Genomic DNA, 16,105 nt, shown 5'->3' with positions numbered 1-16,105 from the left:
TGCGTCGCGTGCCCGAGCCGGGCCGCGGTCGTGCCTGGGCGTCAGAGCCGCGACGGGTCGTCCCAGTCCTCGCTGCTGGTGAGCGCCTCGTCGCCGCCCTCGCGCTCGGACGCCTGCAGCGAGCGCGGGCCCCCGTCCGGGTCGCCACCCGAGCGGGTGTCGGCGCCGACGAGGTCGGCGTCGGAGGGCTGCCGGTCGGCGATGCGCTGAGCGGCGGGGTCGGACGCGAGGTCGCGCGTGCGGTTGCGGGTCATGCTCGTTTGTACCGCTTCGGAGCGGTCCCCCGCACCCGCTGGCAGAGGGACACGGCCTCGGGCCCGTCCTCCGGGCCGCTCCGCTGCGGTCGCGCGTGCCGGGGGCCGCGGACCGCCGACCGGCCGCCGCGGACGCGGACCCGGGAGACCAAGGTCACATTCGCTGAGTGCAGGACACCTCTCGACGTCGACCTAACATCGCCGGGTGGCTACGCGTGCGCACGACACGGCAGCAGACGTCGACGTCCTCCTCGTCGGGGGCGGCATCATGAGCGCGACGCTGGCGGCGCTGCTCGGGACCCTCGAGCCGTCCTGGCGCATCGAGATCCACGAGCGCCTCGACGGCCCGGCGCAGGAGAGCTCCAACGCGTGGAACAACGCCGGCACGGGCCACGCCGCCCTCTGCGAGCTGAACTACACGCCGCAGAAGGCCGACGGCTCGGTCGACATCGCGAAGGCCGTCACCATCAACGAGCAGTTCGAGCTCTCGCGCGAGCTGTGGGCGCACCTGGCGGGGCTCGGCCGGCTGCCGGGGGCCGAGCACGCGGTCACGCACACGCCCCACATGACGTTCGTGCGCGGCGCGCAGGACGTCGAGTACCTGCGGCGCCGGTACGAGGCGCTCCGTGCGCACCGCCTCTTCGCGGACATGGAGCTGAGCACCGACCGCGAGACGATCGCGTCGTGGGCGCCGCTCCTCGTCGCGGGCCGCGACGCCGACGAGCCGATCGCCGCCACCCGCGCCACCTCCGGCACCGACGTCGACTTCGGCGCCCTCACGCGCGCCATGCTCGACGACGCCGTCGCGCGCGGCGCCACGCTGCACACGCAGAGCGAGGTCGTGGGCCTGCGTCGCCGCCGCGACGGCCTGTGGCGCGTCCGCGTCGCCGACCGCCGCTGGAACGGCGGGGGCAAGCGCACCCGCACCGCACGGTTCGTCTTCGTCGGCGCCGGCGGCGGCGCCCTGCACCTGCTGCAGCGCTCGCGCATCAAGGAGATCCGCGGGTACGCCGGGTTCCCCATCAGCGGGCAGTTCCTGCGCACCACGAAGCCCGAGCTCGTCGCCCGGCACGACGCGAAGGTCTACGGCAAGGCCGCGATCGGTGCGCCGCCGATGTCCGTCCCGCACCTCGACGCGCGCGTGGTCGACGGGGGCCGGGCGCTGATGTTCGGCCCGTACGCCGGCTGGAGCATGAAGTTCCTCAAGCAGGGCTCCTGGGGCGACCTCGTGCGGTCCGTCCGGCCCGGCAACCTCGTGCCCATGCTCGCCGTCGGCATGCGGAACCTCGACCTGCTCACCTACCTGGTCCGCGAGGTCACGGCCACCGAGACCCAGCGGCTGCGCTCGCTGCGCTCGTACATGCCCGACGCCGACCCCCGCGACTGGGAGCTCATCACCGCCGGGCAGCGCGTCCAGGTGATCAAGCGCGGCAAGGGCGGCGGCGTGCTCGAGTTCGGCACCGAGCTCGTGTCGTCCGCCGACGGCTCCATCGCGGGCCTGCTCGGTGCGTCGCCGGGAGCGTCCACGGCCGTCGCGACGATGCTCGACCTGCTGCAGCGCTGCTTCCCCGACCACGCCGAGGCGTGGGGGCCGCAGCTGCACCGGATGATGCCGAGCCTCGGCGGCCAGGACTGGGACGCGGCGTTCGAGCTCGACCAGATGGTCGACGGCGGGACGCTGACGAGCGGACACTGACCGTCGTGCCCGACCCCTCGCACGACGCCGCACCGGCAGGAGCGCCCGACGACGACGGTGCGCTGCCCGAGCCGGTGAGCGCCCCCATGCGCCGCGCCAAGGTGCGCGCGTTCACCGACCACACCACGGTGGGCCAGGTACGGGTCGGCCCGGGCGGCAGCGTCACGATCGGCTGCGCGTGCGGCATGACCCTCACGAACGGGCCCGGCTGGTCCCTCGACGAGCACATCCGGCTGCACCGCGCCGAGGCGCGCTTCCTCGCGCTCGCCGCGGTGGCGCCCGAGGGCATCCCCCGGCTGGTCCCGTACCCGCCGTCGGGCGCGACGTCCTGACCCCGCGGCGGCTTCGCGGACCGACGCGCGGTCCTTCGCCGCGGGCCGGCGCGCGGTCTCAGGCGCCGCGGGCGGCGATGCGCGCCTGCACCTCCGGGCGGCGCAGCGGCGGCACGGTGGCCGGCGGCTGCCGCCGCTCGGGGAGCTCGTCGAGCAGGCGCGCGGTGATCGCGGTGATCTCCGCGACCGCGGCCTCGAACGGCTCGCGCGTCGCGTCCGAGAGCTGCTGCACGCCGGTCACCTTGCGCACGTACTGACGGGCGGCCGCGGCGATCTCGTCGTCGGTGGCGTGCGGCTCGAGGCCGCGCAGGGTCGTGATGTTCCGGCACATGCTCCCGACGCTACGCGCCGTCCCCCGCCGCGGGCGAGGGCCGCGCGGCGGCCCGCTCGAGCGCGAGCAGCGTCGCCTTGGCGGCGTCCCCGCCGGCGTACCGGCCGGGAGTGCCGTCCGACCGGACCACGCGGTGGCAGGGCACGAGGACGGGCACGGGGTTGCGCGCGCACGCGGTGCCCACGGCGCGCACGGCGGTGGGCCGGCCGGCGAGCGCCGCCACCGCCGCGTACGAGGCGGTGGCGCCGTACGGCACGCGCGGCAGCGTGTCGACGACCTCGCGGCGGAAGCCGTCGAGCAGGCGCAGGTCGACGGGCACGTCGAAGACCCGGCGGGTGCCGGCGAAGTACTCGTCGAGCTCGCGCAGCACCGGGTCGAGGCGACGCCCGCCCTCGAGCACCCGGGGGCTGACGCGCGCGGCGAGCTCGGCGATCGCGGCGTCGTGCCCCTGCACCGCGAACGCCACGCGCAGCACGCCGCGCTCCCCCGCCGCGACGAGCAGCGGGCCGACCGGGCTGTCGGCGACGCGGTACGCGACGTCGAGCAGTCCCGCCCGCTCCGCGTCGGAGGTGAGGCGTGCGTGCAGCCGGGCCAGCGCGCCGCCGTCCGCCGTCGTCGTGGTGGTCATGACCGCCTCCTCGGGTCGTCCTCGGCGGCCGCGACCGCGAACCTGCGTCGCAGGGCCGCCACGCCGTCGGCCCCGGCCCTGCGTGCGGCCGCGTCGGTGCCGCCGACCACGTCCGCGACGTCCGCGTACGGGAGCCCGCCGATGTGGTGCAGCACGACGACCCGGCGCTGCTTGTCGGGGAGCACGCGCAGCGCGTCCCACAGGTCGAGGTCGCGGTCCCCCGGCCGCGGGGCGCCGGCGACGAGCGGCCGGGCGCCGAGCACGTCCGGCGCCTCGACCGGCACCGCGTGCCGCCCGCGCCGGCGCAGCTCGTCGAGCGCCTTGCGGCGCGCGACCGTCACGAGCCACGCCTCCACGTTGACGCCCGCGGGCAGCGTCGGCCACGCGCGCAGCGCGGACAGGAACGTCTCGGACCACGCGTCGTCGGCGTCGTGGGCACCGAGCAGCGCGCGGCAGACGCGCAGCACGGTCGCCCCGTGGGCCCGCACCACGTGCTCGAACGGCTCCGACACCCTCACAGTGTGCAGACGCCGGAACGGGGGCAGGCGTGAGGTGGCAACCACGCGCGTGGCGGACGTGGTCGCCCGCCCCGGGCCGACGCGGCGCCGGGGCCGGGCCGGTCGTGCCCCGCCGTCAGGCCCCGGACTCGTCCGGGCGGGGGTCGTGGACCAGCGGGTCCGGGTCCTGCCCGGTCGGGTCCGACGGGTAGATGCGCCGGACCGCCTGGTCCTGCGTGTCGCCGGGCGACGGCTGGGCCGCGTCCTCCCGGCTGCCGGGCATCGGCTGGTTCTCGGGCAGGTCCGTCTCGGGACGCTGCTGGGCCGGGTGGACGGTCTCCTCGCTCATGGGCCCACCCTGACCGGCGCCCGCGCCGCCCGCCACCGGAGCGGGGGTGCCTGCGGCCGGCACCGCGTCGGCCCGGTCGAGCACCGCGAGCAGGTCCCGCACGTGCGGCGGGACGACGCGACGGCGGCGCATCGCGCGGGGCACGTCGCGCAGCGCCCGGCGCAGACCACGCCGGCCGGCCGGGTCGGCCCAGGCGCCGGCGACGCGGCGGGCGACGCGCGACCACGGCAGCCGCAGGACGGCGGTCAGGACCGCGGAGCGCACGATCGCCGCCTGCCGCGCCGCGGGGTCGGAACGACGCGGCGACGGGTGGTGGTGCACCGTGGCGGTGTCGAGGTAGGCGACCGACCAGCCGCGCGCCGCGAGGTCGAGCGAGAGCCGCTCCTCCTCGCCCGGGAACCGCACGAGGTCGTCGAAGCCGCCCACGTCGAGGAAGGCGTCGCGGCGGACCATCGCCGCGCACGCGATGAAGCCGAGGAGCACGGGACGGTCGACGCCGGCCGGCCGGGGCAGCGGCGACGCGGCGAGCACCTCGCAGAACGAGTCCGGGCGGTCCTCCGCTCCCACCAGGACGTGCGCCTGCACGGCCGCGACGTCGGGGTGCGCCGTCAGCCAGTCAGCCGCGACCCGCAGCGAGCCGGGCGCCCACCAGGAGTCGTCGTCGGCGAACGCGACGTACGGCGTCGTGACGGCCCGCGCACCGAGCGTGCGCGCGTACGCCCCGACGTTCTCCGGCAGCGGCAGCACCGTCACGTCCGGGACCGCGGCGCGCACCGCGGGGGTCGTGCCGTCGCCCGACGCGTTGTCGACCAGGACGACGGGCGCGGCGTGCCGGCGCAGCGTGCCGAGCAGCTCGTCACGGCGGTCGCGGCTCATGACGACGACGCTCACGCGCTCGTCCTCCACCGGACGCACCCACCCCTCCGCCGAACCGGGGGCCGCGCCCCGCGGCGCGGGGGCACCCGCCGTGGCGGTCGGCGTGGACGCGGCGTCGGACGTCGACGGCGTGCCGGTCATCGTCACCTCGGGAGGGTCGAGTGGTCGGGGCGTCGACCGGCGGCCGGCCCGGGACGCGAACGGGGCGCGCGCGGTGCGCCCCCACCCTAGGGACGCCCCGGGCCGAGCGCGCCCCGGACCCTGACGGCGCCGGCGCACCCGCCGGACGGTCCGCGCAGGGCGCCGCCCCGTCGGTCCGGACCCGCGCTCTCGCCGCACGGTTGCGGACGCCCTCGCGCGGTCGCACGCTGGCGGGACCAGCCACAGGGGAGGTTCGGATGAGCGAGACGGACGAGAGCCCGACGACGGGCACCGGCGGCACCACCGCGGACGAGCTGTCGGACACCGGCGTCGGTGCGGGCGCCGGCGGCGAGCCGAACACCATGGAGCCCGAGGAGGACCCGGACGCCGCACCCGACGTCGGCTGACGCGGCACCGGCACGGCGGCCTCGGCACCGGCAGCGGTGCCGAGGCCGCGCCACGCGCGCCACGCCGCCGGCGCGACGTCCGCTCCGTACCCCGCGGTCGGCGCGGAGTCAGCTCACGTAGCGACGGGCGGTCGAGCGGCGCTGCGACTCCTCGAGCGCGCGGAACCGGGCCTCGGCGTGCGGCGGCAGGGGACGCCGGTCGCGCAGCACCCACGGCAGGCCCCCGAACGCCCGGGCGACGCCCGCCGCCGAGACGCGGTCGCGCGGCAGGGACGCCACGACGTGCGCCGTCCGGCGCACCGCTGCGGGCAACGGCCGACGCAGCCACGTGAACCACAGGGTGTTGCGGATGCCGTCGCGTCGGCGCACGTGCGGGTCACGGGCGCGGGACGGCTGGTGGTGCACGGTGAGCGACGGGAGGTAGCAGAGCTCCCACCCGGCGGCGGCGAGGTCGGCCGCCAGCAGCTCCTCCTCGCCGCCGAGCCACAGGCGGGGGTGGAAGCCGCCCGCGGCGACGAAGGCGGACCGCCGCACGACCGACGCCCCGGCGAGGAAGCTGCCCAGCGCCGGACCCGGCAGGCCCGGCGCCCCGACGACGGGTGAGTCGCGCAGCTCGGCGACGATCGGGTCCTCGCGGCCGCCGGGCTCGACGAGGATCCGTGCGGTGAGCACGGCGACCTGCGGGTGGGCGTCGAGGACGTCCGCCGCCTCGCGCAGTGACCCCGCGTCCCACCACGTGTCGTCGTCGCAGAACGCGACGTAGGGGGTGTCCAGCCGGTCGACCGCCACGTTGCGCCCGATCGCGCCCAGGTTCGTCGGGCACGCGACGAGCTCGGCCCACGGGTGCTGGGCGCGGATCGCGTCGGCGGTGCCGTCCGTCGAGCCGTTGTCCACGACCACGACGTGCGGACGCTCGGGCAGGTCCCGCAGGCGCTCGAGGGCCGTCAGCACCTCGGGGCGGCGCTGGTGCGTGATGACGGCGACGGCGACCCGGGGGTCGGCGCCGGGTGCGTCGCGGCGGGCGACCGGGGCGGGGGTGCGCAGGGCGGCGGTGACGTCGAGCTCCACCCGCCCATCTGTACCGGCCGCCCGGCGGACGCGCGCGTCGAGCGCGCGCCGCCGGGGCACCGGACGGACCGCCGGACGGGGCCTCAGCCGGTGACGCCGTCGGGCCCGACCGTCGCGCCCGCGGGCACGGTGGCGGGCCCGTCGACGGCCGCGAGTGCCGCGTCACCCGCCGCGCGGACGTCGGGCGAGAACGTCCAGTCCCCGCGCACGCGCAGGGACGTCGCCGCGCGCAGCGACGGCACGTGCGCGACACGGCGGTCGAACGCCGCCACGGTCGCGTAGTGCTCCGGGTCGAGGTCGACGAACGGCGCGTCGACCTGCGCCACGAGGCGGTGTGCGCCGTCCACGTCGTAGACGTCCGAGCGCAGCACCAGCAGGTCGTTCGTGGTCTTCACGGGCAGGAAGCGCTCGCGCCCGACCTCGAGCACCGCGGCGCCGTCGAACACCTCGATGGCCGCGCCCATCGCGGACTCGATCTGCACGACCTTCGTCGACGACCGGTCGGTCGGGTCGACCGTCTTCTCGTTGCGGATCAGCGGCAGGTCCAGCACCCCGCCCGTGCGGTCCAGCTCGTCCGCCAGGGCCCGCAGGTCGAGCCAGAGGTTGTTGGTGTTGAAGTACCGGTGCGTGGCGATGTCGCCGGCCGCCTCCGCGTCCTCCGTCGGCGTCTGTGCCGACTCGCGCAGCACGAGGCGGCCGTCGGCCCGGCGGACCACCAGGTGCCCGCCCTTGCGGTCCGCCGGCGTGCGCCGGGCGACCTCGGCGGCGAAGGGCGCGCCCGTCGAGGCGAACCAGCCGGCGATCCGCGCGTCGGGCGTGGCGCCGAGGTTGTCGGAGTTCGAGACCGCCGCGTACCGGAAGCCCGCGGCGAGCAGCGCGTCCAGCACGCCCGACGCCCGCAGCGCGGTGTACAGGTCGCCGTGGCCGGGCGGGCACCACTCGAGCGACGGGTCGGCCGGCCACTCGACCGGTGCCAGGTCGTCGGCACGCAGCTTGGGCTCGCGGTTCTGCAGGAAGTCGAGCGGCACCCCGTCGACGGCGAGCTCCGGGTAGGCGGCCAGGGCCGCGAGGCTGTCGTCGCGGGTGCGGAAGCTGTTCATGAGCACGAGCGGCAGGCGCGCCCCGGTCGCGGCGCGCGCCGCGAGCACCTGGCCGGCGATCACGTCGAGGAACGTGCGGTCGCCGCGCACCGGCAGCAGGGACTTGGCGCGGTCCATGCCCATCGACGTGCCGAGCCCGCCGTTGAGCTTGAGGACGACCGTGGCGGCGAGGGCCTCGGCGCCCGCCGCGTCGTCCACCTCCAGCCTGTCCAGGTGCGGGACGTCGCCCAGCGGGGCGACGTCGGCCTCGGCGATCAGGCCGGTGCGGCCCGACTCGAGGAGTCCGTAGAAGCGGGTGAAGACGTCGACCGCGGTGCCGTGCACCCCGGCGTCGCGCATCTTCTGCTGGGCACGGGCGAGTCCGTCGGCGCTCATGCACCCGACTCTAGGAGGTCCGCGCGCTCACGTGCGGTGACGCCTCTCACGTCCGGTGGCGGGCGGCGCCCGTCGGCGCGCGGCCGGACGCCCCGCTCGTCGTCCGCCGCGCCGGGCAGGACCGGCGGCGGCGCGTCGCCCCCAGGACGGTGCGCCGCACCCACCTGCGGGGGCAGGATCGGAGGACGGCGGGAGGGGCCCGGCCGCGAGGGGGCGTCGATGCACGAGCGTGCCGTGACCGAGGACGGCGTGCGGAGCCCCGCCGGGCCGGGCCACGGGCCACCGGTCGAGGCGAACGGGGCCGAGTCGCCCCTCGCCGCCGCCGAGCGGCTCGCGCTCCTGGACGTCGCCGCGCACGCGGCCGGCCTCGGGACGTTCCGCTGGGACCTGGGCACGCGCCGCCTGCACTGGGACGCGGGCCTGCTGGAGGCGTTCGGCCACGCCGCCGACACCTTCGCGGGGACGATGGCGGCGCTGGAGGCCCGGATCGACCCGGATGACCTCCCCGACCTGCGCCAGGCGCTGCGCGACGCCGTCGGCGTGTGCGGCGCGTACGAGGCCGAGTTCCGGGTGCACCGCCCCGACGGGACGACGCGCTGGCTCGTGGTGCGCGGGCGCGCGGTGCCGGGCCCCGACGGCACGGCCGACCACGTCGTCGGGGTGACGGCCGACACGACGGCCCTGCGCGCCGGCGACGAGCGGGTGCACCAGGTGCTCGAGGACATGACGGTCGGGTACTGCTGGCTCGACGCGGACTGGCGCTTCGGGTACGTCAACGGCGAGGCGGAACGGATCTTCGGCGTGCGCCGTGGGCGCCTGCTGGGCCGCGTGATGTGGGAGCTGTTCCCCGGCGTCGTCGGCACGGCGTTCGAGCGCGAGTACCGGCGCGTGGCACGCACGGGGGCGCCCGCCGTCTTCGACGCCTGGTACCCGGCGCCCCTCGAGACGTGGTTCGAGGTGCGCGCGGTCCCGGAGCGCGGCGGCGTCGCCGCGTACTTCACCGACGTGACCGACCGGCGCCGCGCGCTCGACGTCGCGCAGCAGGCGCGCACCCGCTCCCAGCTCGTCGCGTCCGTCGCGGGAGCGCTCGTGGAGATCCTCGACCCCGTGGCCGCCCTGGAGGCCGTGCTGCCGCACCTCGTGCCGTCCGTCGCCGACTTCGCCATCGCGAGCGTGCTCGACGAGGGGCACGGCTCGTGGCAGCAGCGGCTGCACGACGTGGCCGCCCTCCACGCCGACCCCGCCATGCAGCCGGTCCTCGAGGAGTACCGGGCCACCCGCGTCGCGGCGCTCACGCGCAGCTCCCTCGTCGCGCAGGCGCTCGCGGGCGGGCGCCGCGTCCTCGCCACCGGTGTGCCCGTCGCGGGCGAGGTGTCCGAGGGGGGTCCCGCGCAGGACGCGCTCGTGCGCCTCGCGCCGCACGCGCGCGTCGTCGTGCCCCTGCGGGGCCGCGGCCACGTGCGTGGGCTCCTGACGCTCGGCCGGGGCGAGGCGCGCGGCGAGTTCACGGGTGCGGAGCTGCGGTCGCTGCGTGAGGTGATGGCGCAGATCGGCCTCGCCCTGGACAACGCCCACCTGCACGCGGCGCGGCGCGACCTCGCCGAGGAGCTCCAGCGCAGCCTCCTCACCGAGCTGCCGGAGCCCGACCAGCTCGAGCTGGCCGCCCGGTACCTGCCGGCGGCGACGGCGGCGCAGATCGGCGGGGACTGGTACGACGCGTTCCTCGTCCGCGACGGCGGCACGTGCCTCGTCATCGGTGACGTCACCGGCCACGACCTGCGCGCGGCCGTCTCGATGGCGCAGATCCGCAACGTGCTGCGCGGCGGGGCGCACGCGGTCGTCCAGCCGCCCGCCTCGATCCTCTCGGCGCTGGACTGGGCGATGCACGACCTCGCGGTCGGCGCGATGAGCACGGCCGTGCTCGCGAAGGTGGAGCACCCCCCGGACCTCGCCGCGCAGGGCCTGCGCCTGCTGCGCTGGGCGAACGCCGGCCACCTGCCGCCGCTGCTGCTGCACCCGGACGGGCGCGCCGAGCTGCTCCGCCGGCCGTCCGACCTGCTGCTCGGCCTGCGCGCCCACACCGAGCGGCGTGACCACGCACTCGTCCTGCCGCCCGGCGCGACGGTCCTGCTCTACACCGACGGCCTGGTCGAGCGGCGTGGCGAGCGCCTGAGCGCCGGGCTCGAGCGGCTGCGCGTCCACGTGGAGGGCCTCGCCGCGCTCCCGCTGGGCGAGCTGTGCGACCGCCTCGTGGACGACCTCGCGACCGGCAGCGACGACGACGTGGCGCTGCTCGCGGTCCGTGCACACCCCGAGGGCCGGCGACGTCCGGAGGGGGTCGGCAGCGGCGACACCGTCCTGACGGCCGGTCACCGCGCGCCGTCCCCCTAGCCGTCGCCCTTCGCGCCGTCGCCCTTCGGGCCGCCCCGCCCGGCCTCGCGCGCCTTCTCGGCGGCCTTCTCAGCAGCGTCGCGGAGCTTCTCGGCCGCCTTCTGGGCCGCCTTCTCCAGGTCCTCGACGTGCTCCGCCGGCGCGCCGGGGGCCTCGCGCGCCCCGGGCGGCGTGTCCGCGGGCCCGGCCGCCTCGCGCGCCGCGGCCTCCTGGGCGGCCGCCTCACGGGCCGCCGCCTCCCGCGCCGCGGCCTCGCGGGCCGCGGCCTCGCGGGCGGCGGCCTCCCGCGCCGTCACCTCGGCGACGGCCGCGTCGACCGCGGCCTGCCGCACGGCGGCCGCCTCGGCCTCCGCCGCCGCGGCCTGCGCTGCGAGGTCGGCGTCGAGCTGCGCCGCGACGGCGTCCAGCGCGGCGCTCACCTCGGTGTACCTGGCCGCCGAGACGTCACCGTCGTCGCGCGCGTCGTCGACCGCGACGCGCAGCTGCTGGAGCAGGACCGCGGCGGCGTCGAGCCGCCCCTCCGAGGCTGCCTGCGTGACGGCACGGACGTCGTCCTGGAGCAGCTGTGCGCGCGTCGCCTCCAGGTCGGCGGGTGCGCAGCCGGCGAGGACCAGCACGGTCACGGCCGCCGCGAGCGCGCCACGGGCGCCTCGCGGGCTCACGGCGTCACGCTCCGCTGGAGCCGGGTCAGCGCATCGCCGAGCGCGCCGTCGACCGCGGGGTAGTCGGCGGGCGCGTCCGGCGGCGCCCCGCTCCCCCGGACGCCCTGCATCGCCGCCCCCGTGGCCGCGAGCGTCAGGACCGCGGCGACGGCGACCGCGGCGCGATGCCGCCCGTGGGGCCGCCGGTCGGGTCCCACCGTGCCGGGCAGGGGGGTGACCGGGCCCGCCGAACCGGTTCCCGTCGCCCCCGAGGGACCGGTCGGGGCCCCTCCCGGCGCGTCGGCGGACGCCGTCGTCGTGGCCTCCCACTCCGCGAGCGCCTCGGCGGCGCGCAGCTCGGCCGGGGTCCGGGCCGCCCCCGGCTCTGCCACCGGCACGACCGCAGGTGCCGGGACGGTCGGTGCGTCGTCGGTGGCGCTCGCCGGTGCCGGGCCGTGCTGTGCTGCGCCGTCCCCTCCCGCGCTCCCCGGTGCCGGTGCGGCCGCCGCCGGGAACGCTCGCGTGGGCTCCTCCCACGGCACGCCCTCGAGCAGGTCGAGCAGCTCGTGCGCGACGTCCGCGGCCGCGGGGCGGTCCTCGGCGCGGCGCGTCGTCATCGCCTGCAGCAGCGCGTGCAGGCGCGGGTCCAGGTCCGCCGGCACGTCGGGGTCGCGCATCACGCGCGCTGCCGCGACCTCGGCGGTCGTCCCGGTGAAGGCGCGGCGCCCGGTGACGGCCTCGAGCAGCACGAGGCCGAGCGAGTACACGTCCGCCGGGGCGCCGATCTCGCCGCCCAGGGCCTGCTCGGGGCTCAGGTAGGCGACGGTGCCGAGCACCGTGCCGGTCTGCGTGAGCCGGGTCGCGGCCGACAGCCGTGCGATGCCGAAGTCGACGAGCCGCGCGGGCAGCCACTCGTGCACGTCGTCGGGCTCGTCGAGGCAGTGCGCGTCGACAAGCAGCACGTTGCCGGGCTTGATGTCACGGTGCACGATGCCCTGCGCGTGGACGACCGCGAGCGCGTCGGCCGCGGCGCGGCCGACGGCGGCCGTCTGCCGCACCGTGAGCGGCCCGTCGCGGAACCGCTCGGCGAGGCTGGGCCCGCGGACGATCTCCATGACGAGGTACGCCTGGACGAGGTCGCCGCCGTAGGGCACGGAGTCGGCGTCGAACAGGCGGACCAGCCCGTGGTGGCGCAGCCGCGCCAGGACGGCGATCTCGGCCTCGTGGCGCGCGAGCTCGTCGCTGCCGCGGGGGACGGCGGGCAGGACCTTGACGGCGACCTCGCGGCCCAGCAGCTCGTCCTGCGCGCGGTGCACGGTGCCGGAGCCCCCGCGGCCGATGACCTCCTGCAGGCGGTAGCGGTGGCCGAGGACGACAGGCACGTCGGCGTCGCCGGCGGCCGGCGGCGTCCGCGGTCGACCTGATGCACCGTCCCGCATTCCTGTGACGGTAGGTCACGCACGGGCGTGGGGCACGCCGGAGCGCCGGCACTCCCCCGTGCGGCGGCAGGTGCGGCGTCGCACGGGCCACGGCACGCCCGCGCGCCGACCGGTCGGGCGTCAGTCCCGCCAGACGCGCAGGTGCTCGAAGCGCGCGACGGCCCGCGGGTCGGTGCCGTTCCAGCCGTGCGCGGCGAGACCGACGCGCAGGCCCGTGCCGGCCGGGAAGGTCCACACGCCGCCGGCGACCCAGCGCGCGCCGTCGGTGCTCGTCAGGGCCTGGACCTCGCGCTCCCCGCCGGCGTCGGTGCGGTGCACGAGGCGCAGCCACGTCCGGTCACCGGGAGGCCCGACGATCGTGCCGCCGTACTGCGTGCGCCCCGCGTACGGCGTCTCGTAGCCGTGCTCCGTCTGACGCGTGTTCCAGATGGCGACGTGGGAGAGGCGTGCGAAGAGGTCGTCGTGGGCGTGCACGACGAGACCGGCCTGCTGGTAGTTGCGCACGTCGTCCTCGCCGACGTCGAGCCGCACGACCGTCTCCGCGGTCCAGTCGCCCGCGGGCACGTCGCGCAGCAGGAGGCCGGCGGTGCCGCCCGGGCCGACGAGGTCGGCCTGCTCGACCGGCCAGACCAGGTCGCCGCCGTCCGTCGTGACCTGCGGGTCCCGGACCGCGGTCCACCCGGGGCCGGTGCCGTCGTCGAACGTGACGTCCTCGACGAGCGTGCCGGCCGTGGGCAGCGGGCGCGGGGCCGGCGGGGCCGGCGCGAGCGGGACGGCGCTGAGGTCGTCGACGTGCACGCCGGGCGTGCGGGCGACGGCGCCCGCCGCGCCGGCCCGCACGCGCCGCGGCAGCTCGAGGGCGGCGACGGCCAGCGGGTCGCCGAGGCGGGCGTGGCTGACCTCGGCGCGGACCGCGCGCCCGTCGACCTCGAGGACGACGGCGTGCCACGTCCCCCAGTCGACGCCCACGGGCAGCGGTGCCGTCGCCTCGGTGCCCTGCGCCCGCACCCGCAGGACGCCCGCGGCGGGGTCGAGCACCGCGGTGACGGCATCGCCGGCGGACCCGCCGTGCCCGCGCCCGGCGCCGGCGCCCGCGGTCCCGGCGCCGGCGAGGACGTCGTCGTGCCGCCGGCCCTGCCCACCGCCCCCGCCGCGGCCTGCACCGGCGGCGATCCCGCCCGCGGCGCCGGGGTCGAGCCGCACGTCGGCCTCGACCCGTACCGGTCCCACGAGCGGGTGCCGGGTGAGCAGCCCCCCGGGGCGCCGCGCGACGACGTGCGCGCCACCCTGCGGGTCCTCGGCGCGCCACCGCCAGGCGTCCCCCTGCCACGGGTCGCGGATGCCCCGCTCGAACCCGGTGACCGCACGCCCGCCGGTCGTGGGGCCGGGCTGCCGTCCCTCCGACGCGCCGTCGCCCGCGCGCACGACGGGCCACCCGTCGACCCAGTCGAGCCGGTCGAGCAGCATGGGCCGCTCGTTGATGCCGTCCGTGCCGTCCAGGTAGGGGTCGGTGCGGTCGATGGAGTGGTAGACGATCCAGTCCTGCCCGGCGAGGTCGGTGACCACGGCGTTGTGGCCCGTGCCGACCCAGCGGTTGCCGTTGGGTGCGAGCACGGGCGTGCCGCCGGCGCGCGAGGCCAGCAGCGGGACGCCCTCGCGGTCGACGTAAGGCCCGGTCAGGGACTGCGAGCGGCCCACGTGCACGGCGTACCCCGTCGTGGGGCCCGCGCAGCAGTTGGCCGACGAGGCGAACAGGTACCAGTACCCGTCGCGGTGCACGACGTACGCGCCCTCGTACTTGTTGTCGACCGCGACCTGCACGGGCTCGCCGACGGCCTCCGTCCCGGTCGCGTCCAGCGGGGTGACCCAGACGCCCCCGTAGTAGGAGCCGTAGAACAGGTGCTGCGTGCCGTCGCGGGCGACGACGTGGTGCGGGTCGTAGGTCCACCGGAAGTCGTCCGGGCCGCCCCCGCCGGGTCGCGGGTCGACGACCGGGTCGCCCGCGTCGGTCCACGGACCGGTCGGGGTGGGGGCGGTCGCGACGCCGATGGCGCTGTCGTCCGCTCCCGGCGTCGTGGTGGTCTGCGTGACGACGTAGTAGAGGCGGTACTCGCCGTCGACGTACCGCACGTCGGGCGCCCACAGCGCGGCGGGCCGGGCCGGGTCGGCGTCCGCCCACGCCGGCAGGGTGTCCTCCGTGAAGGCGTCGCCGACGTGCTCCCACGAGACGAGGTCCCGGGAGCGGGAGATCGGCAGCAGGTGGCGCGCGCCCTCACCCTCGCGCAGGGGGTCGGTCGTGCCGTACGCGTACCACCAGCCGTCCTGGCCCCGGACCACCGCGGGGTCGGCGTACGTGTCGGCGGCGCCCGCGCTGACGGGGTTCGTGTACGTCGTCGCGCCGGTGGGCGGTCCGGAGCCGGGGCCCCGGTCGGCTGCGGCCCCGCCGGGCGGGGCGGCCGCCACGAGGCCCAGGACGAGGGCCGCCACAGCGGCCCGCCGCAGCGGGGGACGTCGGCTCTGCTCCATCGCAGCGACCTGCCCTTCGACGGGAGGTGGTGCCCCCTCTCTACGCCTCCGCGGGGCCGGACGCCACCCCCTGGTCGCCGCTCGTCCCGCCGATCTCGTCGCGCCACGTGTGCCGGGGCTCCCAGCCGAGCTCGCGACGCGCCTTGTCGATGGACAGCAGCGTGTCGTGCGTGCCGACGTCGCCGCGGACGGGCACGTCGGGGAACTGCTCCGCCAGCAGCTCGGCGTTGGGGCGCGACATGACGGTGTCGGGCGACGCGATGACGTACACGTGGTGCCCGGGTGCCCGGCCCTCGAGCGCCCGCAGCACGGCCGTGGCGCCGTCTCGCCCGTCGATGTAGCCCCACAGGTTCCAGCGGCGCCCGGCCGCGTCCGCGTCGAAGGACGGGAACTGCGCGTAGTCCTCGGGGTCCATGACGTTGGAGAACCGCAACGACACGACCCGCAGCGCCGGGTCCCAGCGGGTCATCTGCTCGGCCATCGTCTCGCCCAGGTGCTTGCTGAGGGAGTACGCCGTCTCGGGCCGCCCCGGGTAGTCCTCGTCCACGGGGACGTACGGCGGCGGCGTGTCGAAGGGCAGGCCCAGGACGGTCTCGCTCGACGCCTGCACGACCGTGCGGATGCCGAGCCGGCGGGCGGCCTGCAGCACGTGGTACGTGGACAGGACGTTGACGCGGAACGTCTCGGCGTCGGGCAGCATGCCCGGCGCGGGGACCGCCGCGAGGTGCACGACGGCGTCGAGGCCGCCGTGCTGGTCGTCCACGCCCGCGAGCGCGTCCAGCGCCTGCCCGTGGTCGGTGAGGTCGACGCGGACGAAGCCGGGGCCCCGCTCCCCAACGACGTCGAGGTTGGTGACGGCGTGCCCTGCCTCCCGCAGCGTGGCGACGACGGTCCTGCCCAGCTTCCCGGATCCCCCGGTGACGGCGATGCGCATGTGCCGCATCATCGTCCCGGCAGGCGCCGCCGGCGACCCGCCGCGGCGTCCCCGGCCCGTCGGTCGGCACGGCCGGCCGCCGCCCCCGGGCGCGCGGGGCGCTCGCGGCGCGAGATGATG

At 77.6% G+C, this 16,105-nt stretch carries 15 protein-coding genes; 4 read left to right on the top strand and 11 right to left on the bottom strand.

Annotation, left to right across the window (positions count from 1 at the left end):
- Positions 1-41: 41 nt before the first annotated feature.
- Positions 42-254, bottom strand: a complete 213-nt coding sequence (locus tag E5225_RS08385) for a hypothetical protein (RefSeq protein ID WP_135972776.1) — start codon at positions 252-254, stop codon at positions 42-44.
- 205 nt (positions 255-459) lie between these two features.
- Here E5225_RS08385 and mqo point away from each other — a divergent pair, with 205 nt between their 5' ends.
- Together mqo and E5225_RS08375 are read left to right on the top strand one after the other, a co-directional pair.
- Positions 460-1,950 (top strand): malate dehydrogenase (quinone), encoded by a 1,491-nt coding sequence (gene mqo, locus E5225_RS08380; RefSeq protein WP_135972777.1) that lies wholly within the window; start codon positions 460-462, stop codon positions 1,948-1,950.
- A 5-nt stretch (positions 1,951-1,955) separates the two neighbouring features.
- Positions 1,956-2,282, top strand: coding sequence for a hypothetical protein (locus E5225_RS08375; protein ID WP_243738141.1), 327 nt, complete (start codon positions 1,956-1,958; stop codon positions 2,280-2,282).
- A gap of 58 nt (positions 2,283-2,340) precedes the next feature.
- Here E5225_RS08375 and E5225_RS08370 read toward each other — a convergent pair whose 3' ends face one another.
- From E5225_RS08370 to E5225_RS08355, 4 genes are all read right to left on the bottom strand, one after another.
- The gene (locus E5225_RS08370) at positions 2,341-2,613 is read right to left on the bottom strand and encodes a DUF2277 domain-containing protein (RefSeq protein WP_135972778.1); all 273 of its coding nucleotides are present in this window, start codon (positions 2,611-2,613) and stop codon (positions 2,341-2,343) included.
- 10 nt (positions 2,614-2,623) lie between these two features.
- Positions 2,624-3,241 (bottom strand): methylated-DNA--[protein]-cysteine S-methyltransferase, encoded by a 618-nt coding sequence (locus E5225_RS08365; RefSeq protein WP_135972779.1) that lies wholly within the window; start codon positions 3,239-3,241, stop codon positions 2,624-2,626.
- Complete coding sequence (locus E5225_RS08360; protein ID WP_135972780.1) at positions 3,238-3,753, bottom strand: RNA polymerase sigma factor; 516 nt, start codon at positions 3,751-3,753, stop codon at positions 3,238-3,240. The genes E5225_RS08365 and E5225_RS08360 overlap by 4 nt, the downstream gene beginning before the upstream one ends.
- A 121-nt stretch (positions 3,754-3,874) precedes the next feature.
- Positions 3,875-5,104, bottom strand: coding sequence for a glycosyltransferase family 2 protein (locus tag E5225_RS08355; RefSeq protein WP_135972791.1), 1,230 nt, complete (start codon positions 5,102-5,104; stop codon positions 3,875-3,877).
- A gap of 257 nt (positions 5,105-5,361) precedes the next feature.
- On the opposite strand from E5225_RS08355, the gene E5225_RS17515 reads away from it, so the two are divergent.
- Positions 5,362-5,511, top strand: coding sequence for a hypothetical protein (locus E5225_RS17515; protein ID WP_166435923.1), 150 nt, complete (start codon positions 5,362-5,364; stop codon positions 5,509-5,511).
- A gap of 108 nt (positions 5,512-5,619) precedes the next feature.
- Here E5225_RS17515 and E5225_RS08350 read toward each other — a convergent pair whose 3' ends face one another.
- Together E5225_RS08350 and E5225_RS08345 are read right to left on the bottom strand one after the other, a co-directional pair.
- Positions 5,620-6,579 (bottom strand): glycosyltransferase family 2 protein, encoded by a 960-nt coding sequence (locus tag E5225_RS08350; protein ID WP_243738142.1) that lies wholly within the window; start codon positions 6,577-6,579, stop codon positions 5,620-5,622.
- Positions 6,580-6,662: 83 nt separating this feature from the next.
- The gene (locus tag E5225_RS08345; protein WP_135972781.1) at positions 6,663-8,054 is read right to left on the bottom strand and encodes a UTP--glucose-1-phosphate uridylyltransferase; all 1,392 of its coding nucleotides are present in this window, start codon (positions 8,052-8,054) and stop codon (positions 6,663-6,665) included.
- Between the two features lie 219 nt (positions 8,055-8,273).
- Between E5225_RS08345 and E5225_RS08340 the strand changes: the two genes are divergently transcribed.
- Positions 8,274-10,445, top strand: a complete 2,172-nt coding sequence (locus E5225_RS08340; protein ID WP_135972782.1) for a SpoIIE family protein phosphatase — start codon at positions 8,274-8,276, stop codon at positions 10,443-10,445.
- Here the strand turns inward: E5225_RS08340 and E5225_RS17510 are convergent.
- The 4 genes from E5225_RS17510 to E5225_RS08320 form a co-directional block, all read right to left on the bottom strand.
- On the bottom strand, positions 10,442-11,107 hold the full coding sequence (locus E5225_RS17510) for a hypothetical protein (protein WP_167306017.1): 666 nt from the start codon (positions 11,105-11,107) through the stop codon (positions 10,442-10,444). The genes E5225_RS08340 and E5225_RS17510 overlap by 4 nt on opposite strands.
- Entirely contained in the window at positions 11,104-12,468 is a 1,365-nt protein-coding gene (locus E5225_RS08330) for a serine/threonine-protein kinase (protein WP_166436069.1), read from the bottom strand. Before E5225_RS08330 ends, E5225_RS17510 begins: the two co-directional genes overlap by 4 nt.
- Before the next feature lie 177 nt (positions 12,469-12,645).
- A complete protein-coding gene (locus E5225_RS18125) occupies positions 12,646-15,051 on the bottom strand; it encodes a family 43 glycosylhydrolase (protein ID WP_279633247.1) in 2,406 nt (801 codons plus the stop codon).
- A 40-nt stretch (positions 15,052-15,091) separates the two neighbouring features.
- Positions 15,092-15,985, bottom strand: coding sequence for an NAD-dependent epimerase/dehydratase family protein (locus E5225_RS08320; RefSeq protein ID WP_135971837.1), 894 nt, complete (start codon positions 15,983-15,985; stop codon positions 15,092-15,094).
- Between the last annotated feature and the right edge of the window lie 120 nt (positions 15,986-16,105).

The organism is Cellulomonas shaoxiangyii, from assembly GCF_004798685.1.
Taxonomy (GTDB): domain Bacteria; phylum Actinomycetota; class Actinomycetes; order Actinomycetales; family Cellulomonadaceae; genus Cellulomonas; species Cellulomonas shaoxiangyii.
Note: the sequence above shows the minus strand (reverse complement) of the source record. Positions and strands in the feature narration are given on the sequence as shown.